Origin of the sequence: Streptomyces sp. NA04227, assembly GCF_013364195.1 — a bacterium.
GTDB lineage: Bacteria > Actinomycetota > Actinomycetes > Streptomycetales > Streptomycetaceae > Streptomyces.
On sequence record NZ_CP054918.1, the window covers coordinates 6,278,144 to 6,293,495 of the forward strand.

Genomic DNA, 15,352 nt, shown 5'->3' on the forward strand with positions numbered 1-15,352 from the left:
GTCACAGCGAGGCCGGATACCATCTCGCTGCCATGGACACCGAAGCACAGCACACGGAGCGCGACCGCTCGTGCGAACCCACCGCCCCCGGCGGCTGCGAGGACCTCTCCCCGCAGCCCCCGAGGGCCGGACAGGACGCCGAACGGTCGTGCTCCGCTTCGGTTTCCGGTGACGGCCCCTCGGATGGCGACGCAGATGACCACGCGGACGGTGACGCCACGGCCGAGGACGGGAACCCGGCCCTCGAGCAGGGCGCGGACAAGGACGAGCAAGAGGCCTCCGTGCCCGCGGGCCTGCTCGCCCGGCTGCCCGGCGGACGGCTGACCCTGGCCTTCCTGCTCGGCCTGGTGCTCCTGGCCGCCGCGTCCCTGTTCGTCGTACAGCCCTTCCAGATCCCGAGCGATTCAATGGAACCGGCCTACCGCGACGGTGATCGCGTACTCGTCAACAAGTTGGCGTACCGTTTCGGGGCGGACCCCGAACGCGGAGACGTCGTCGTCTTTGACGGCTCCGGCTACTTCGGGAACGGCGACTACATCAAACGCGTTGTCGGCGTGAGCGGCGATCGTGTGACCTGCTGCGACGGACGGGGGAGGATCGCGGTGAACGGCCGAGCGGTGGACGAGCCCTATCTGTACCCGGGCGACAGGCCCTCCAAGGTGCCCTTCGACGTCGTCGTGCCCGAGGACAGCCTGTTCGTCCTCGGCGACCACCGCAGCGCCTCCCGCGACAGCCGCGACCACCTCGGCTCACCCGGCGGCGGCATGATCCCCGTCGACCAGGTCGTCGGCCGCGTCGACTGGACGGTGTGGCCGCCGTCCCGCTGGACCTCCCACGACCGGCCCGATGCCCTCACCCGGGTACCGGCACCGGGCGGTGCCCATGGGTAAGCGCGGCATACCGCGCGGCGGCGGACACCGCAAGGGAAGCCCGCCGCCGAGCGCTCCGGACAGCGGCGGCCGGGCCGAACGGCGCCGCCTCGCCCGTAAGGTCAAACGCCGCCGCAGGCGCAATACGATCCGTGAGATCCCGCTGCTCATCGGCGTGGCCCTGTTGATCGCCCTGCTCCTGAAGACCTTTCTGGTGCAGGCGTTCGTGATCCCCTCCGGCTCCATGGAACAGACCATCAAGGTCGGCGACCGGGTACTGGTCGACAAACTGACACCGTGGTTCGGCTCCAAGCCCGAACGCGGCGACGTCGTCGTCTTCAAGGACCCCGGCAGCTGGCTCGACAGCGAGCGCCGCAACAAGAAGAAGAAGGACGACCCCGTCGTCATCAAGCAGGTCAAGTGGGCGCTGACCAACGTCGGCCTGCTCCCCTCCGACGACGAACGCGACCTCATCAAACGGGTCGTCGGCGTCGGCGGCGACACCGTGAAGTGCTGCGACAAACAGGGCCGCGTCACCGTCAACGGCACCCCCCTCAAAGAGCCGTACCTGCACCCCGGGAACAAACCCTCCGAGTTCTCCTTCGAGGTCAAGGTCCCCAAGGGCCGCCTCTTCGTGCTCGGCGACCACCGCGCCAACTCCGCCGACTCGCGCTACCACCGCTCCGAGAAGTTCGGCGGCACCGTCTCCGAGGACGAGGTCGTCGGCCGCGCCATGGTGATCGCCTGGCCCTTCGGGCACTGGCGCAGCCTGGAGGAGCGGGCGACCTACGCGCATGTGCCGGACGCGGACACCGTCGCGTCGGGAGCCCCCGCCCCGTCGCATAGGCTGGGATCAGCGGAACGAAACGGATTGATCCCGCTCCCGATCCCTGCGGAACTCCCGCTCGTTATGGGAGTGGTGGGCCTTCGTCTCACCTGGAACAGACAGCGCAACGGACTGAGGAGTGGATGTGGGGGATTTGGCGGTCGGCGCACGATCCGGACACGAGGGCCCCGAAGAGCGGCCCGAGAACCGGCAGGATCCGCCCCTGACGCCCCCACCGAGCGAGCAGGGCAGGGGAAGCGCTGAATCCGCTCACGACGTCCCCGGCGCCTCGGTGCCCGGCCCCGCCGCGGAGTTCGCGGCGGGAAACCCCGGCGAGCCCGCCCCGGAGCCGGCCGACGACGGCGAAGGCGACGGCCGGGCCGCGCGCCGCAGGAGGAGGCAGACCCGCTCCTTCTGGAAGGAGCTCCCGCTCCTCATCGTCATCGCGCTGGTGCTCGCCCTGGTGATCAAGACCTTCCTGGTGCAGGCCTTCTCCATCCCCTCCGACTCGATGCAGAACACCCTCCAGCAGGGCGACCGGGTACTCGTCGACAAGCTGACCCCCTGGTTCGGCTCCGAACCCGAGCGCGGCGAGGTCATCGTCTTCCACGACCCCGACAACTGGCTGGCCGGGGAACCCACCACCACCCCCAACGCCCTGCAGACCGTCCTCAGCAAGATCGGCCTGATGCCGTCGGCGGACGAGAAGGACCTGATCAAGCGGGTCATCGGAGTCGCCGGGGACACCGTCGAATGCAAGGGCACCGGACCGCTGAAGGTCAACGGCAAGCCCCTCGACGAGCCGTACATCTACCCCGGGAACACCCCCTGCACCGTCGACGAGCTCGGCGGACAGTTCAAGGTCATCGTGCCCAACGGCAAGGTCTGGGTGATGGGCGACCACCGCCAGAACTCCCTCGACTCCCGCTACCACCAGAAGGACAAGTACCGCGGCATGGTGCCCGTCGACCAGGTCGTGGGCCGCGCCGTCGTCATCGCCTGGCCGCCCACCCGGTGGGACACCCTCCCCGTGCCGGACGCCTTCGACAAGCCCGGCCTCAGCAGCGCGATGGCCACCGCCCCCGGCGCGGTCGGCCTCGCCGGTGCGATCCCGCTGGTGCTGTGGCGCAGGCGACGACTCCTCGCACGTGACAGCAGGGTTTCTGCTACGAGTACCGCCGGGTAGGGTGCCGTCCCAGAACGCCGATGGCCCGCGCCGCGCCGCGGGCCGGGCCGCAAAACTGGGGGAGCACCTCGATGACCAGCGCAGCACGAACCCCTCAGGGCCGCGGGCGGCTCGGCAGCAAGCTGTCCGGAATCGCCGTGGCCCTGGGCTGCGTCCTGTTCCTCGGCGGCTTCGTCTGGGGCGCGCTCCTGTACCAGCCGTACACCGTTCCCACCGACTCCATGTCGCCCACCATCAGTGCCGGTGACCGGGTCCTGGCCGAACGCATCGACGGCTCCGAGGTACGCCGCGGCGACGTCGTCGTCTTCAAGGACAAGAACTGGGGCGACCTGCCCATGGTCAAGAGGGTCGTCGCGGTCGGCGGGGACCGGGTCGCCTGCTGCACCGACGGCAAGCTGACGGTCAACGGCAAACAGATCGACGAGACCTACCTGAAACCCGGAGAGCCCGCCGCGACCAGCGGGATCCCGACCGTGACGGTGCCCGAGGGCCGCCTCTTCCTCCTCGGCGACGAACGCAGCGGCTCCCTGGACTCCAGCGCGCACCTCAAGGACGTCGGCCACGGCACGGTCGAACGGGCCAACGTCGACGCCCGCGTGGACGCCGTCGCCTGGCCCCTGGACGGCATGCTGCCCAGCCCCGACGGCTTCGCCGACCTCCCCGGCGGCACCTCGCAGCCCGGACCGCTGCGGCTCCTGGTCGGCGCGGTCGTCCTCGGCGCGGTGCTCGTCCTCGGCGGCGCGGCCTACGGCCCGATCGCGGGACGGCTCGGACGGCGGCGGGCAGGAACGGAGAGGGAACTCGCCGGTGTCGGCTGACAGCGAGGCGTCACCTCACCGCGCGCGAACCCGGACGCCGCGGGGAGTCGGAGACGCGGAACCGGCCGGTTTTCCCGGCGACGAGGGACGGCCGCTGCGCCAGGTCTCCCGAGTGATCCTCCTCGACGCACAACAGCGCATCCTGCTCCTGCACGGCCACGAGATCGACGATCCGACCGACGACTGGTGGTTCACCCCCGGCGGCGGGCTGGAGAACGGGGAAACCCGCGAACAGGCCGCACTGCGCGAGCTCGCCGAGGAGACCGGGATCACAGACGTCCGCCTGGGGCCCGTCCTGTGGCGCAGGATCTGCTCCTTCCCCTTCGCCGGACGGCGCTGGGACCAGGAGGAGTGGTACTACCTCGCCCACACCACCCAGACCGCCGTCACCGCCCACGCCCTCACCGACCTGGAACAACGCAGCATGTCCGGTGCCCGCTGGTGGACCTGCGAGGAACTGACACAGGCACATGAGACGGTGTACCCGACCAGACTCGCCGGGCTGCTGCGCAGGCTGCTCGACCACGGCCCTCCGGCCAGTCCCGAGGTCCTCGACACCGAAATCGTCTAGAGGCCGCCCGGGCTGGCGCACAATGGGGGGACGCACGGCTGAAGGGGAACATGCCATGAGCGCCGAGGACCTCGAAAAGTACGAGACCGAGATGGAGCTGAAGCTCTACCGGGAGTACCGCGACGTCGTCGGACTGTTCAAATACGTCATCGAGACCGAACGCCGCTTCTACCTCACCAACGACTACGAGATGCAGGTGCACTCGGTCCAGGGCGAGGTCTTCTTCGAGGTCTCCATGGCCGACGCCTGGGTCTGGGACATGTACCGGCCCGCGCGCTTCGTCAAGCAGGTGCGGGTGCTCACGTTCAAGGACGTGAACATCGAGGAGCTCAACAAGAGCGACTTGGAGTTGCCGGGCAGCTGAGCGGTTCGGCGGGTGTGGGGCTGAACGGCGGCTCGCTGAGGCTGAGCGGTGAATGGGCCGATCAGCGATGCCCCTGTTCGGACGCGGAGGGCGGGGCGCGGCTGTGCTTGACGACCCGCGCTTGATCGGCCTGTGCTTGATCGATCTGTGGTTAGACCTCGTGGGCAGCTGATCGCGGGGTGCTGATCACGGCGGGGTGTCGAGCGGGTGGAGTCCTGATCAGTTGGGGTGATGATCAGACGCAGGGACAGTCGGTGGGCTGCGGAGTCAGCTTACGGCTGGGTGGGCGAGGGTTTTGACCGTCCTCGGCTCGGGCTTCGGCCCCGGCGAGGGTCCGCCACAGCGGCTTTGGCCCTGGCTCAGCGGTTCGGGCGTACGGTCGGTGCCCACATAGCGTCGGCGCGTGGCGAGGAACGGACTCACCGGAACGAGTGACGGAGTTATCCACAGTCGGCCGGTTATCCACCAAGATCAACAAGGTTTTCCCTTCCGGGCCAAAGTGAGCGCCGGAGGTGGACCCATGACCAAACAGATCGCAGCGCAGACACAGACCACTGCAAAGACCACCGCACAGACCTCAGCGAAGACCGTGGCGCGAAGCTCGGCGCTCACCCGCGACGTCCACACGGATGTAAGGGATGTAGCGGATGTACACGACAGCGCAGGCACGGCTGCACGCACTGAGGGCACACGCAGGGTGGCACGCACCGAGGGCGAACGTACGGCGGCTCGCACCGAAGGTGCACGTACGGCCGCACGTCCCGACAACACCCGCCCCGACGCCGCACGCCGAGATGTCGTGCGCCAGACCCCCGCGCCCCCGGGCAGCCCGACCCGTCGAGCCCTCGGCGCCTACGGCGAGGACCTCGCCGCCCGGCTGCTCACCGACGCCGGAATGACCATCGTCCGGCGCAACTGGCGCGCCGGGCGCATGGGCGAGATCGACATCGTCGCCACCGACGGCGACACCCTCGTCGTCTGCGAAGTGAAAACCCGCCGCGACCAGGGCTTCCAGCACCCCATGGCCGCCGTCACCCCGGCCAAGGCACAGCGACTGCGGCTGCTCGCCGAACAATGGCTGCACCAGAACGGCGGCCCGCCACCGGGCGGCGTCCGTATCGACCTCGTCGGCATCACCGTCCCCCGCCGAGGCGCACCTCTCGTCGAACACGCGAGCGGAGTGGCCTGATGGGATTCGCCCGTGCTTGTTCCGTTGCCCTAGTCGGCGTCGAAGGGGTCGTCATCGAGGTCCAGGCCGACCTCGAACCGGGCGTTGCCGCCTTCACCCTCGTCGGACTGCCCGACAAGAGCCTCAGCGAAAGCCGCGACCGCGTACGCGCCGCAGTCGTCAACTCCGGTGCCGAATGGCCCCAGAAGAAGCTCACCGTCGGCCTCAGCCCCGCCTCCGTCCCCAAGAGCGGCAGCGGCTTCGACCTTGCCGTCGCCTGCGCGGTGCTCGCCGCCGCGGAACGCCTTGACCCCAAGGCCCTCACCGACATCGTCATGATCGGCGAACTCGGACTCGACGGGCACGTCCGGCCCGTACGGGGCATCCTGCCCTCCGTACTGGCCGCCGCAGAGGCAGGCTGCCGACAGGTCGTCGTCCCCGAGAGCGCCGCCGCCGAAGCCGCCCTCGTCCCGGGCGTCTCCGGCCTCGGCGTCCGCAGTCTGCGCCAGCTCATCGCCGTACTCAACGACGAACCCGTACCCGACGAAGACCCCGCCCCCTACTCCCTCTCCACGACCGGCCCCCTCGGCGCACCCGGCCTCGCCACCCTCGGCACCGGGCTCGGCGGACCCGGCAACCGCGCCGCCAAAGACCTCGCCGACGTGGTCGGACAGCACACGGCACGCCTCGCCATGGAAGTCGCCGCGGCAGGCGGCCACCACGTCCTGTGGACAGGACCGCCCGGTGCCGGCAAGACCATGCTCGCCGAACGCATGCCCGCGATCATGCCGCCCCTGACCCGCGTGGAATCCCTCGAAGTCACCGCCGTGCACTCCATCGCCGGGATCCTGCCGCCCGGCAAACCCCTCGTCGACACCCCGCCGTACTGCGCCCCGCACCACTCGGCGACCATGCAGTCCCTCGTCGGCGGCGGACACGGCGTGGCCAGACCCGGAGCCGTCTCCCTCGCCCACCGAGGCCTCCTCTTCCTGGACGAAGCCCCCGAGTTCAGCGGACACGCCCTCGACTCCCTGCGCCAGCCCCTCGAATCCGGCCACGTCGTCATCGCCCGCAGCGCCGGAGTGGTACGGCTGCCCGCCAAGTTCCTCATGATGCTCGCCGCCAACCCCTGCCCCTGCGGACGCAGAGGCAGCGGCCCCGGCGCCGGGTGCGAATGCCCCACCGCGGCCGTACGCCGCTACCAGGCGCGCCTGTCCGGACCGCTCCTCGACCGAGTGGACCTGCGCGTAGAAGTCCGGCCGGTCACCCGGGCCGAACTCGCGGGCACGGGCATTCCCGGCGAATCCACCGCGACCGTGGCGGCCAGGGTCCTCGCCGCCCGCGAACGCGCGGCGGCCCGCCTCGCCCACACCCCGTGGCGCACCAACAGCGACGTGCCGGGACACGAAATGCGCACCCAGTGGCCACCTGCCCCGGGAGCCATGCACAAGGCGGAGGCCGGTCTCGAAACCGGACGGCTCACCGCCCGAGGACTCGACCGAGTCCTGCGCGTCGCCTGGACCGTCGCCGACCTCACCGGACACGACCGCCCCGACGAACAGGACGTCGCCCTCGCCCTGCAACTGCGCACCGGCATCCCCCAAGGCGTCCCCCTGACCCTCGGGGCCCGGCCATGACCACCGCACACAGCGAGGAACGCGCTGCCCGCGCCCTGCTCACCCGCGTCGTCGAACCGGGCGACGAGACCGGCGGCCGCTGGATCCGACACTTCGGCGCGGTCACCGTCTCCGAGCGCCTCGCCGACACCGACCGGCCGCTGCCAGGAGTGACCCGCGCCCGCTGGGACGGCCTGTGCAACCGCGCCGCCCACGCCAGAACACTCGACGACCTCGGCACCGCCCGAGCCCTCGGCATCCGGCTCGTCTGCCCCGGCGACAGCGAGTGGCCCGCCCAGCTCGACGACCTCGGCGACACACGCCCCGTCGCCCTGTGGGTACGCGGCCTGCCCTCCCTGCGCATGTGGGCACTCAAGTCCGTGGCCCTGGTCGGAGCGCGGGCCTGCACCGAATACGGCGCCCACATGGCGGCCGCCCTCGCCTCGGGCCTCACCGAACGAGGATGGGTCGTGATCTCCGGCGGGGCCTACGGGGTGGACGGCGCCGCACACAGGGGAGCCCTGAGCGCCGACGGCGCGACCGTCGCCGTCCTGGCCAGCGGCGTCGACCAAGCCTACCCGCGAGGCCACACCGAACTCATCAGCCGCATCGCGGGACAGGGACTTGTCGTCAGCGAACTCGCGCCCGGCGACCACCCCACACCGAGCCGCTTCATCCTGCGCAACCGCGTCATCGCGGCACTCACCCGCGGCACCGTCGTGGTGGAGGCCGCCCACCGCAGCGGAGCCCTGGCGACCGCACGCAGCGCGACGAGACTCGGCCGTATGACGATGGGAGTACCGGGACCGGCCACCAGCGCCCTCTCCGCAGGAGTGCACCAGCTCCTGCGCGGCGAGGCCGCCCTGGTCACCGACGCTGCGGAGATCATCGAACTCGTCGGCGACATCGGCGAACTGGCCCCCGAACACCGCGGCCCCGTCGTCCCACGCGACCTCCTCGCCCCGGCCACCGCCCGCGCCCTCGCCGCACTCCCACCGGCGGGCACGGCCACCACCGAGGACCTCGCACGCGCGGCGGCCTCCACCCCCGACGAAGTCACGGGTCGGCTCTACGAACTGCGGTCACTGGGTTTCGTCGAACGGGAGGGCGGGGGCTGGCGATTGACGGGGCGTGGGCGGGGTGCGGGGCGGGTTGGAGTGGGTGAGGTGGCTGAGGTGGCTGAGGGAGAGGGGGAGTAGTTGGAGTGAGCGGGGTGGGGGCGGCAGGGGTGGGCGGGAGCTGGGAGTGCGGTGAGGTGGGGGTGCGGAGAGGGGCTTGGGCGTGCGGTGTTGATGGGGTGGGGGCGGTGGGGCAGAGGGGATGAGGGCGGAGGGGAGGGAGGGGGAGGGGGAGGGGCGGCCCCCTGCGCGATTGACTGCGCCTTCGGGGCGTTCAGCCAAGACCGCCTCCCACTCGTACGTGAGCGCGTACGCACCCCCCGTTCCCCGAGGAGAGTCATTCGCCCGCCGACCACCTGCTCGAACGACACCACGGCAATGGGTAGTTGACACGCCGGGTGGAACTGTCGGACTGCGGTGGTGCTCAGGTTGACCATGACCGAACGTGATGCGCCATCCGGATGAACTCCGATTCCCTTGGGATTTCCGGCAGTTGGCGGCACGCGGTGATCACTCAAGGTGACGCGTCGGGTGGTCGGGGGTCCTCGGCGGAACGTATCTGCGTACCAGGAACGCAAGCTTCCTCGCACATTGCGACCCGCCAGTCACGCTACGCTCACGACCATTCGGCACGACAATCACGCAAGACCCCGTCCGGCCGACAGGCAGCGGACATCGGCGAGTTCACGGCAGAACGGCACAAGGCGACGCATGCCCCAGCACACTTCCGGTTCTGACCGGGCAGCAACTCCACCTGCTGCCCGTTCCGGCGTGCAAGCTCCCGCCCCCTCGACCCTCGACGAGCTGTGGCGGTCGTACAAGTCCACCGGCGACGGCCGACTGCGTGAGCAGCTGATCCTCCACTACTCGCCCCTCGTCAAATACGTCGCCGGCCGTGTCAGCGTCGGCCTGCCGCCCAACGTCGAACAAGCCGACTTCGTCTCCTCCGGAGTCTTCGGACTCATCGACGCCATCGAGAAGTTCGACCTGGAACGGTCCATCAAGTTCGAGACGTACGCGATCACCCGTATCCGTGGCGCGATGATCGACGAACTGCGTGCGCTCGACTGGATCCCCCGCTCGGTGCGCCAGAAGGCACGCAACGTCGAACGCGCTTACGCCACACTCGAAGCCAGCCTGCGCCGTACGCCCTCCGACACCGAGGTCGCCGCCGAAATGGGGGTGAGCCTCGACGAACTGCACGCGGTGTTCAGCCAGCTCTCGCTCGCCAATGTCGTCGCCCTGGAGGAACTGCTCCACGTCGGCACCGAGGGCGGCAGTCGGCTCAGCCTCATGGACACGCTCGAGGACACCGCGGCCGACAACCCCGTCGAAGTCGCCGAGGACCGCGAACTGCGCCGCCTCCTCGCCCGGGCCATCAACACCCTGCCCGACCGCGAGAAAACCGTGGTCACGCTCTACTACTACGAAGGCCTCACGCTCGCCGAGATCGGCCACGTGCTGGGCGTCACCGAGAGCAGGGTCAGCCAGATCCACAGCAAGTCGGTACTGCAACTGCGAGCCAAGCTGGCCAGCTTCGGACGCTGACGCAGTCCATGGTCGAAGTGGTCGGCGTCCGTGGCTCCAGTGGGCTGGGAGTGGGAGGCCGAGCGGACAGCGAGGGAACCGGTCGGGGTGCGGTGGGCGGGTGGCCGCGGGTCGGCGACAATCATGATGTCGGTGACGCTGCGTTCGCTCGCCGAGAGGCGTGGGTCGGCGAGCAAGGGCTCGGGTTCTGCGTACGGGACTTGGCGGTACGCGGCGGCCCGTACCGCCCGAAGCCTTCGGGGGCGGTGCTCCCGGACTACGGCGTCTCCCGAACCGGCGGCTCAATCCGTAAAGTGGACGGGTGCCAAGGATTCGAGCGGCCTCCGTGGCCGAGCACCGGACGATGCAGCGCGACGCCCTGCTGGACGCCGCCCGGACTCTCCTGTCCGAAGGCGGCACCGAGGCGCTGACCTTCCCCGCCCTCGCGGAGCGCACCGGGCTGGCCCGGTCGTCCGTGTACGAGTACTTCCGGTCCCGCGCCGCGGTGGTGGAAGAGCTGTGTGCCGTCGACTTTCCTGTCTGGGCGGCGGAGGTCGAGAGCACGATGAGGCAGGCGGCCGACCCGGAAGCCAAGGTCGAGGCCTACGTACGCAAGCAGTTGGCGCTCGTCGGCGACCGGCGGCACCGTGCCGTGGTCGCCATTTCCGCGAGCGAGCTCGACGCGGGAGCGAGGGAGAAGATCCGCGCCGCCCACGGCGGGCTGATCGCGATCATCGTCGAGGCCCTCGGTGCGATGGGGCACGCCGAGCCCCGACTCGCGGCGATGCTGCTCCAGGGAATCGTCGACGCGGCGGTACGCCGTATCGAGCTCGGCGCGGCGGAGGACCCCGAGGTGATCACCGAAGCAGCGGTGGGCATGGCGCTTCGAGGGGTCGGGGGCTGACGGGCTGGGCGATGGGAGGGGCGGTCAAGTCGGTCGCGGATGAGCCGGTTGGACGGGTGGATCGGCCTGGGGGCGTGGGTTGGGGAGCTGAGGAATGAGGTGCTGACGCCTCGTCCCGCGCAAATTTTGGACCGTGTCCCCTGGGCCCCTCCCCCCCGCCCCCTCCCCACCCCACCCACGCCTCACCACCTCCCCCAGCCCGCCCATGACGGACCAGCCTCCAACGCCCCTCCACCCCACCCTCACTCCCGCAGCTCTCCACCCGCTGCGCGCCTACCTGCCCACCCGCCCCGCAACCGCACTGCTCAACCCGCCCAGCCCCTCACCCCTCCACCGCCACCCCCCAAACCGGCAACAACCGCGACGGCCCCTTGCACAGCAGCCACGGCGGCATGATGGACAACGGGTCCAGGTACCGCGTGCCACGGCGTAGCCCCCAGTGCAGGCAACTCGTGCCGCCGCAGTGTGAACCCGGCCGTTGCAGGACACCGAGCCGTTGCCCGGCGGCCACACGGTCCCCCTTATGGACCTTCGCCGTCACTGGCTCGTAGGTCGTCCGCAAGGCTGGGGCGCCCGTGTGCGCCAGGTCGACCGCCACGACGCCGCGTCCCGCCACCACTCCCGCGAAGGTCACGGTGCCCTCCGCGACAGCACGTACCGGGGTCCCGGCGGCACCGGCCAGGTCCACGCCGCGATGGCCGCGGCCGTACGGTGTCGCGGGCGGATCCCAGCCGCGCAGGACCGCGGGCCGCACGCCGACCGGCCACACTCGTGCCACCTTCGGGACATTCTCGGCGGAGGATTCCTGCTCAGGGCCGGCGGACGGCTCCCTCTCAGGATCAGCGGCTGCCCTTGCCCCGGGCCCAGCCGGTGCATCCTCCCCAGGCTCGACAGCTGCCCCCTCCGAAGCTGCCCCCTCCGAAGCAGCCACCCCAGCGACCCAGGCCCTCCCCGCCTCACCATCCCGCCCGTCCCGACCCACCACCTCCGCTGGCACACCCACCGAACCGGCACCCACCGAACTGACACTCACCGACCCCACACCCACCGCACCAACCACACCCACACCCAACACAGCCCTCGCCAACAACCCCCCGCCCCGTAAGCCAGCCCCTGCCGTACCCCGCCCTACCGCATTCCGCACCGCCCTCCACCGCACCGCCGTAGTCCGCACCGCGCTCCTCCGCACCGCCGTATTTCGCATGCCAGGAGGATGAGGCAAGGACAGGGAGCAAAGGGGATCTTGGTCGTGATCTGTGGATTACTGGCGGGTTGTGGACAACGGCGTCACCCGGTGCCTCCTGGGTCCCGTACACTTCTGATGGCGATCCGGGTCACCGGGTCGACTTCGCACGCCCCGACATTCAGCCCTTGTGGCGATGTCCGCGCTCCTCGGTCCCTTGTGGCACAGCGCGCCGGGGCGTCAGGCGCACCGGCCGTCCGGGTGGTGCGACAACCGAGCACATAGGAGAACACGGCCATGGCCGTCGTCACGATGCGGGAGCTGCTGGAAAGCGGCGTCCACTTCGGTCACCAGACCCGTCGTTGGAACCCGAAGATGAAGCGTTTCATCTTCACGGAGCGCAACGGCATCTACATCATCGACCTGCTCCAGTCGCTGTCGTACATCGACCGCGCCTACGAGTTCGTCAAGGAGACCGTCGCCCACGGCGGCACGGTCATGTTCGTCGGTACGAAGAAGCAGGCGCAGGAGGCCATCGCGGAGCAGGCCACCCGCGTCGGCATGCCCTACGTCAACCAGCGCTGGCTGGGCGGCATGCTCACCAACTTCTCGACCGTCTACAAGCGCCTGCAGCGCCTGAAGGAGCTCGAGCAGATCGACTTCGAGGATGTGGCCGCGTCCGGCCTCACCAAGAAGGAGCTCCTGGTTCTCTCCCGCGAGAAGGCCAAGCTGGAGAAGACCCTCGGCGGTATCCGCGAGATGCAGAAGGTGCCCAGCGCCGTCTGGATCGTGGACACCAAGAAGGAGCACATCGCCGTCGGCGAGGCGCGCAAGCTCAACATCCCGGTCGTCGCCATCCTCGACACCAACTGCGACCCCGACGAGGTCGACTACAAGATCCCGGGCAACGACGACGCGATCCGCTCCGTCACCCTGCTGACCCGTGTGATCGCCGACGCCGTCGCCGAGGGCCTGATCGCCCGTTCCGGCGCCGGTAAGGCCGAGGGTGAGAAGGCCGCGGGCGAGCCGCTCGCCGAGTGGGAGCGCGACCTGCTCGAGGGCGAGAAGAAGGCTGACGAGAAGCCGGCCGACGAGGCCGCCGAGAAGCCGGCCGAGGCCGCTGCCGAGGCTCCGGCCGAAGCCGCTGCCGAGGCTCCCGCCGAGAAGCCGGCCACGGACGAGCAGGCCTGACCCGTACAGGTTCGGTAGCTGACGGCGGGGGCTGCCTCACAAGGGCCCCCGCCGTTGCTCCGTGGATCCGCGCGGAGTGCGCGGATCTCGATGTTCCAGACTTCGAGGAAAGATTCTCTTCAATCATGGCGAACTACACCGCCGCTGACGTCAAGAAGCTCCGTGAGCTCACCGGCGCCGGCATGATGGACTGCAAGAAGGCGCTGGACGAGGCCGAGGGCAGTGTCGAGAAGGCTGTCGAGCTGCTCCGCGTCAAGGGCCAGAAGGGCGTCGCCAAGCGCGAGGGCCGTTCGGCCGAGAACGGCGCGGTCGTCTCCCTCATCGCCGACGACAACACCTCCGGCGTCATCGTCGAGCTGAAGTGCGAGACCGACTTCGTCGCCAAGGGCGAGAAGTTCCAGAGCGTGGCCAACTCCCTTGCCGCGCACGTCGCCAAGACCTCCCCGGCCGACATCGAGGCGCTGCTCGCCTCCGAGATCGAGCCCGGCAAGACCGTCCAGGCGTACGTCGACGAGGCCAACGCCAACCTCGGCGAGAAGATCGTCCTGGACCGCTTCGCCCAGTTCTCGGGCACGTACGTCGCCGCGTACATGCACCGCACGATGCCCGACCTGCCGCCGCAGATCGGTGTTCTGGTCGAGCTGGACAAGGCCGACGCCGAGACCGCCAAGGGCGTCGCGCAGCACATCGCCGCCTTCGCGCCGAAGTACCTGTCCCGCGAGGACGTTCCGGCCGAGGTCGTCGAGACCGAGCGTCGCGTCGCCGAGGAGACCACCCGCGCCGAGGGCAAGCCCGAGGCCGCCCTCCCGAAGATCGTCGAGGGCCGGGTCAACGGCTTCTTCAAGGAGGCCACCCTCCTTGGTCAGCCGTACGCGCTCGACAACAAGAAGTCCGTCCAGAAGGTCCTGGACGAGGCCGGTGTCACCCTGAAGCGCTTCTCGCGCATCAAGGTCGGCATCTGAGTCCTGGCCGCGATTGCTCCGGGACCCCGCTAGGGTTCTGGACAGTCGCCCGCGTACGGACCGCCGCACGCGACGGACGACCGCAGATCTGACGAGGAGGCCATTGCCGCGCATGGGTTGCGAACGACACCCCACCGGCAGTGGCCTTCTTCGTATGCGCACCACGAGGAGAACCCCATGACCAAGGCCGACAAGGGCGAGAACACCGACGGCAAAGTAGCCGGCCGTTTTCTGCTGAAGCTCTCCGGTGAGGCGTTCGCCGGTGGCGGTGCGCTCGGCGTGGACCCCGACGTGGTGCACGCCATCGCCCGGGAGATCGCCGCGGTGGTACGGGACGGTGCGCAGATCGCCGTCGTCATCGGCGGCGGCAACTTCTTCCGCGGCGCCGAACTGCAGCAGCGGGGCATGGACCGTGCCCGCTCCGACTACATGGGCATGCTCGGCACCGTCATGAACTGCCTGGCCCTCCAGGACTTCCTGGAGCGGGAGGGCATCGACTCCCGCGTCCAGACCGCCATCACGATGGGGCAGGTCGCGGAGCCGTACATCCCGCTGCGCGCGGTGCGGCACCTGGAGAAGGGCCGTGTGGTCATCTTCGGCGCCGGTATGGGCATGCCGTACTTCTCGACGGACACCACCGCCGCGCAGCGCGCCCTGGAGATCGACGCCCAGGCACTGCTGATGGGCAAGAACGGTGTGGACGGCGTCTACGACTCCGACCCGAAGACCAACCCCGACGCGGTGAAGTTCGACGCCCTCGGTTATGGCGAGGTCATCACCCGCGACCTGAAGGTCGCCGATGCCACGGCCGTCACGCTGTGCCGGGACAACAAGCTGCCCATCCTCGTCTTCGAGCTTCTGGCCGAGGGCAATATCGCCCGGGCCGTGAAGGGTGAGAAGATCGGCACGCTCGTCGGCGACCAGAGCACCCGCAGCTGACCCGCCGGGGGATGGACAACCCCCTGCCGGTCCGACACCGTGCAGGGAAAGACGCGACGCAGCCTGCCGCCCAGTGGACGGCGGACCCACTCAAGACACGCAGGAGCCAG

15 protein-coding genes are annotated in these 15,352 nt (G+C 69.8%); 14 read left to right on the forward strand and 1 reads right to left on the reverse strand.

Annotated elements, in window-relative coordinates:
* Window positions 1-32: 32 nt before the first annotated feature.
* From lepB (HUT18_RS26755) to HUT18_RS26805, 11 genes are all read left to right on the forward strand, one after another.
* Window positions 33-890, forward strand: a complete 858-nt coding sequence (gene lepB / locus HUT18_RS26755; protein ID WP_176103091.1) for a signal peptidase I — start codon at window positions 33-35, stop codon at window positions 888-890.
* A complete protein-coding gene (lepB, locus tag HUT18_RS26760; protein WP_254878822.1) occupies window positions 847-1,959 on the forward strand; it encodes a signal peptidase I in 1,113 nt (370 codons plus the stop codon). The genes lepB (HUT18_RS26755) and lepB (HUT18_RS26760) overlap by 44 nt, the downstream gene beginning before the upstream one ends.
* Window positions 1,841-2,881 carry a signal peptidase I gene (gene lepB / locus HUT18_RS26765; RefSeq protein ID WP_176103092.1) on the forward strand — a complete coding sequence of 347 codons (1,041 nt, stop codon included), beginning with the start codon at window positions 1,841-1,843 and terminating at the stop codon, window positions 2,879-2,881. Before lepB (HUT18_RS26760) ends, lepB (HUT18_RS26765) begins: the two co-directional genes overlap by 119 nt.
* Window positions 2,882-2,952: 71 nt before the next feature.
* Window positions 2,953-3,699: a signal peptidase I gene (gene lepB / locus HUT18_RS26770; protein ID WP_176103093.1), complete on the forward strand. Its 747-nt coding sequence runs from the start codon at window positions 2,953-2,955 to the stop codon at window positions 3,697-3,699.
* 94 nt (window positions 3,700-3,793) lie between these two features.
* On the forward strand, window positions 3,794-4,270 hold the full coding sequence (locus HUT18_RS26775; RefSeq protein WP_176104823.1) for an NUDIX hydrolase: 477 nt from the start codon (window positions 3,794-3,796) through the stop codon (window positions 4,268-4,270).
* A gap of 55 nt (window positions 4,271-4,325) precedes the next feature.
* On the forward strand, window positions 4,326-4,634 hold the full coding sequence (locus tag HUT18_RS26780; RefSeq protein ID WP_005311352.1) for a DUF2469 domain-containing protein: 309 nt from the start codon (window positions 4,326-4,328) through the stop codon (window positions 4,632-4,634).
* Between the two features lie 799 nt (window positions 4,635-5,433).
* Entirely contained in the window at window positions 5,434-5,823 is a 390-nt protein-coding gene (locus HUT18_RS33980; RefSeq protein WP_254879099.1) for a YraN family protein, read from the forward strand.
* Window positions 5,823-7,439 (forward strand): YifB family Mg chelatase-like AAA ATPase, encoded by a 1,617-nt coding sequence (locus tag HUT18_RS26790; RefSeq protein WP_176103095.1) that lies wholly within the window; start codon window positions 5,823-5,825, stop codon window positions 7,437-7,439. The genes HUT18_RS33980 and HUT18_RS26790 overlap by 1 nt, the downstream gene beginning before the upstream one ends.
* Entirely contained in the window at window positions 7,436-8,617 is a 1,182-nt protein-coding gene (gene dprA, locus HUT18_RS26795; RefSeq protein WP_176103096.1) for a DNA-processing protein DprA, read from the forward strand. Before HUT18_RS26790 ends, dprA begins: the two co-directional genes overlap by 4 nt.
* A gap of 630 nt (window positions 8,618-9,247) precedes the next feature.
* Window positions 9,248-10,084 (forward strand): RNA polymerase sigma factor WhiG, encoded by an 837-nt coding sequence (gene whiG / locus HUT18_RS26800; protein ID WP_176103097.1) that lies wholly within the window; start codon window positions 9,248-9,250, stop codon window positions 10,082-10,084.
* A 325-nt stretch (window positions 10,085-10,409) separates the two neighbouring features.
* Window positions 10,410-10,967 (forward strand): TetR/AcrR family transcriptional regulator, encoded by a 558-nt coding sequence (locus HUT18_RS26805; protein ID WP_176104824.1) that lies wholly within the window; start codon window positions 10,410-10,412, stop codon window positions 10,965-10,967.
* A 322-nt stretch (window positions 10,968-11,289) separates the two neighbouring features.
* On the opposite strand, the gene HUT18_RS33985 is transcribed toward HUT18_RS26805, so the two are convergent.
* The gene (locus tag HUT18_RS33985) at window positions 11,290-11,745 is read right to left on the reverse strand and encodes a M23 family metallopeptidase (RefSeq protein ID WP_254878823.1); all 456 of its coding nucleotides are present in this window, start codon (window positions 11,743-11,745) and stop codon (window positions 11,290-11,292) included.
* 702 nt (window positions 11,746-12,447) lie between these two features.
* Here HUT18_RS33985 and rpsB point away from each other — a divergent pair.
* The 3 genes from rpsB to pyrH all read left to right on the forward strand — a co-directional run bounded on the left by rpsB (window position 12,448) and on the right by pyrH (window position 15,242).
* Window positions 12,448-13,341 (forward strand): 30S ribosomal protein S2, encoded by an 894-nt coding sequence (gene rpsB / locus HUT18_RS26815; protein WP_176103099.1) that lies wholly within the window; start codon window positions 12,448-12,450, stop codon window positions 13,339-13,341.
* Between the two features lie 125 nt (window positions 13,342-13,466).
* The gene (gene tsf, locus HUT18_RS26820; RefSeq protein ID WP_176103100.1) at window positions 13,467-14,303 is read left to right on the forward strand and encodes a translation elongation factor Ts; all 837 of its coding nucleotides are present in this window, start codon (window positions 13,467-13,469) and stop codon (window positions 14,301-14,303) included.
* A 177-nt stretch (window positions 14,304-14,480) separates the two neighbouring features.
* The gene (gene pyrH / locus HUT18_RS26825) at window positions 14,481-15,242 is read left to right on the forward strand and encodes a UMP kinase (RefSeq protein WP_176103101.1); all 762 of its coding nucleotides are present in this window, start codon (window positions 14,481-14,483) and stop codon (window positions 15,240-15,242) included.
* The last annotated feature ends 110 nt before the right edge of the window (window positions 15,243-15,352 follow it).

Bases quoted from the DNA above. Each gene is read 5' to 3' on its own strand.
- lepB (WP_176103093.1), top strand. From the start codon at position 2,953: ATGACCAGCGCAGCACGAACCCCTCAGGGCCGCGGGCGGCTCGGCAGC.
- tsf (WP_176103100.1), top strand. From the start codon at position 13,467: ATGGCGAACTACACCGCCGCTGACGTCAAGAAGCTCCGTGAGCTCACC.
- dprA (WP_176103096.1), top strand. From the start codon at position 7,436: ATGACCACCGCACACAGCGAGGAACGCGCTGCCCGCGCCCTGCTCACC.
- HUT18_RS26780 (WP_005311352.1), top strand. From the start codon at position 4,326: ATGAGCGCCGAGGACCTCGAAAAGTACGAGACCGAGATGGAGCTGAAG.
- lepB (WP_176103091.1), top strand. From the start codon at position 33: ATGGACACCGAAGCACAGCACACGGAGCGCGACCGCTCGTGCGAACCC.
- rpsB (WP_176103099.1), top strand. From the start codon at position 12,448: ATGGCCGTCGTCACGATGCGGGAGCTGCTGGAAAGCGGCGTCCACTTC.
- pyrH (WP_176103101.1), top strand. From the start codon at position 14,481: ATGACCAAGGCCGACAAGGGCGAGAACACCGACGGCAAAGTAGCCGGC.
- whiG (WP_176103097.1), top strand. From the start codon at position 9,248: ATGCCCCAGCACACTTCCGGTTCTGACCGGGCAGCAACTCCACCTGCT.
- HUT18_RS26790 (WP_176103095.1), top strand. From the start codon at position 5,823: ATGGGATTCGCCCGTGCTTGTTCCGTTGCCCTAGTCGGCGTCGAAGGG.
- lepB (WP_254878822.1), top strand. From the start codon at position 847: ATGCCCTCACCCGGGTACCGGCACCGGGCGGTGCCCATGGGTAAGCGC.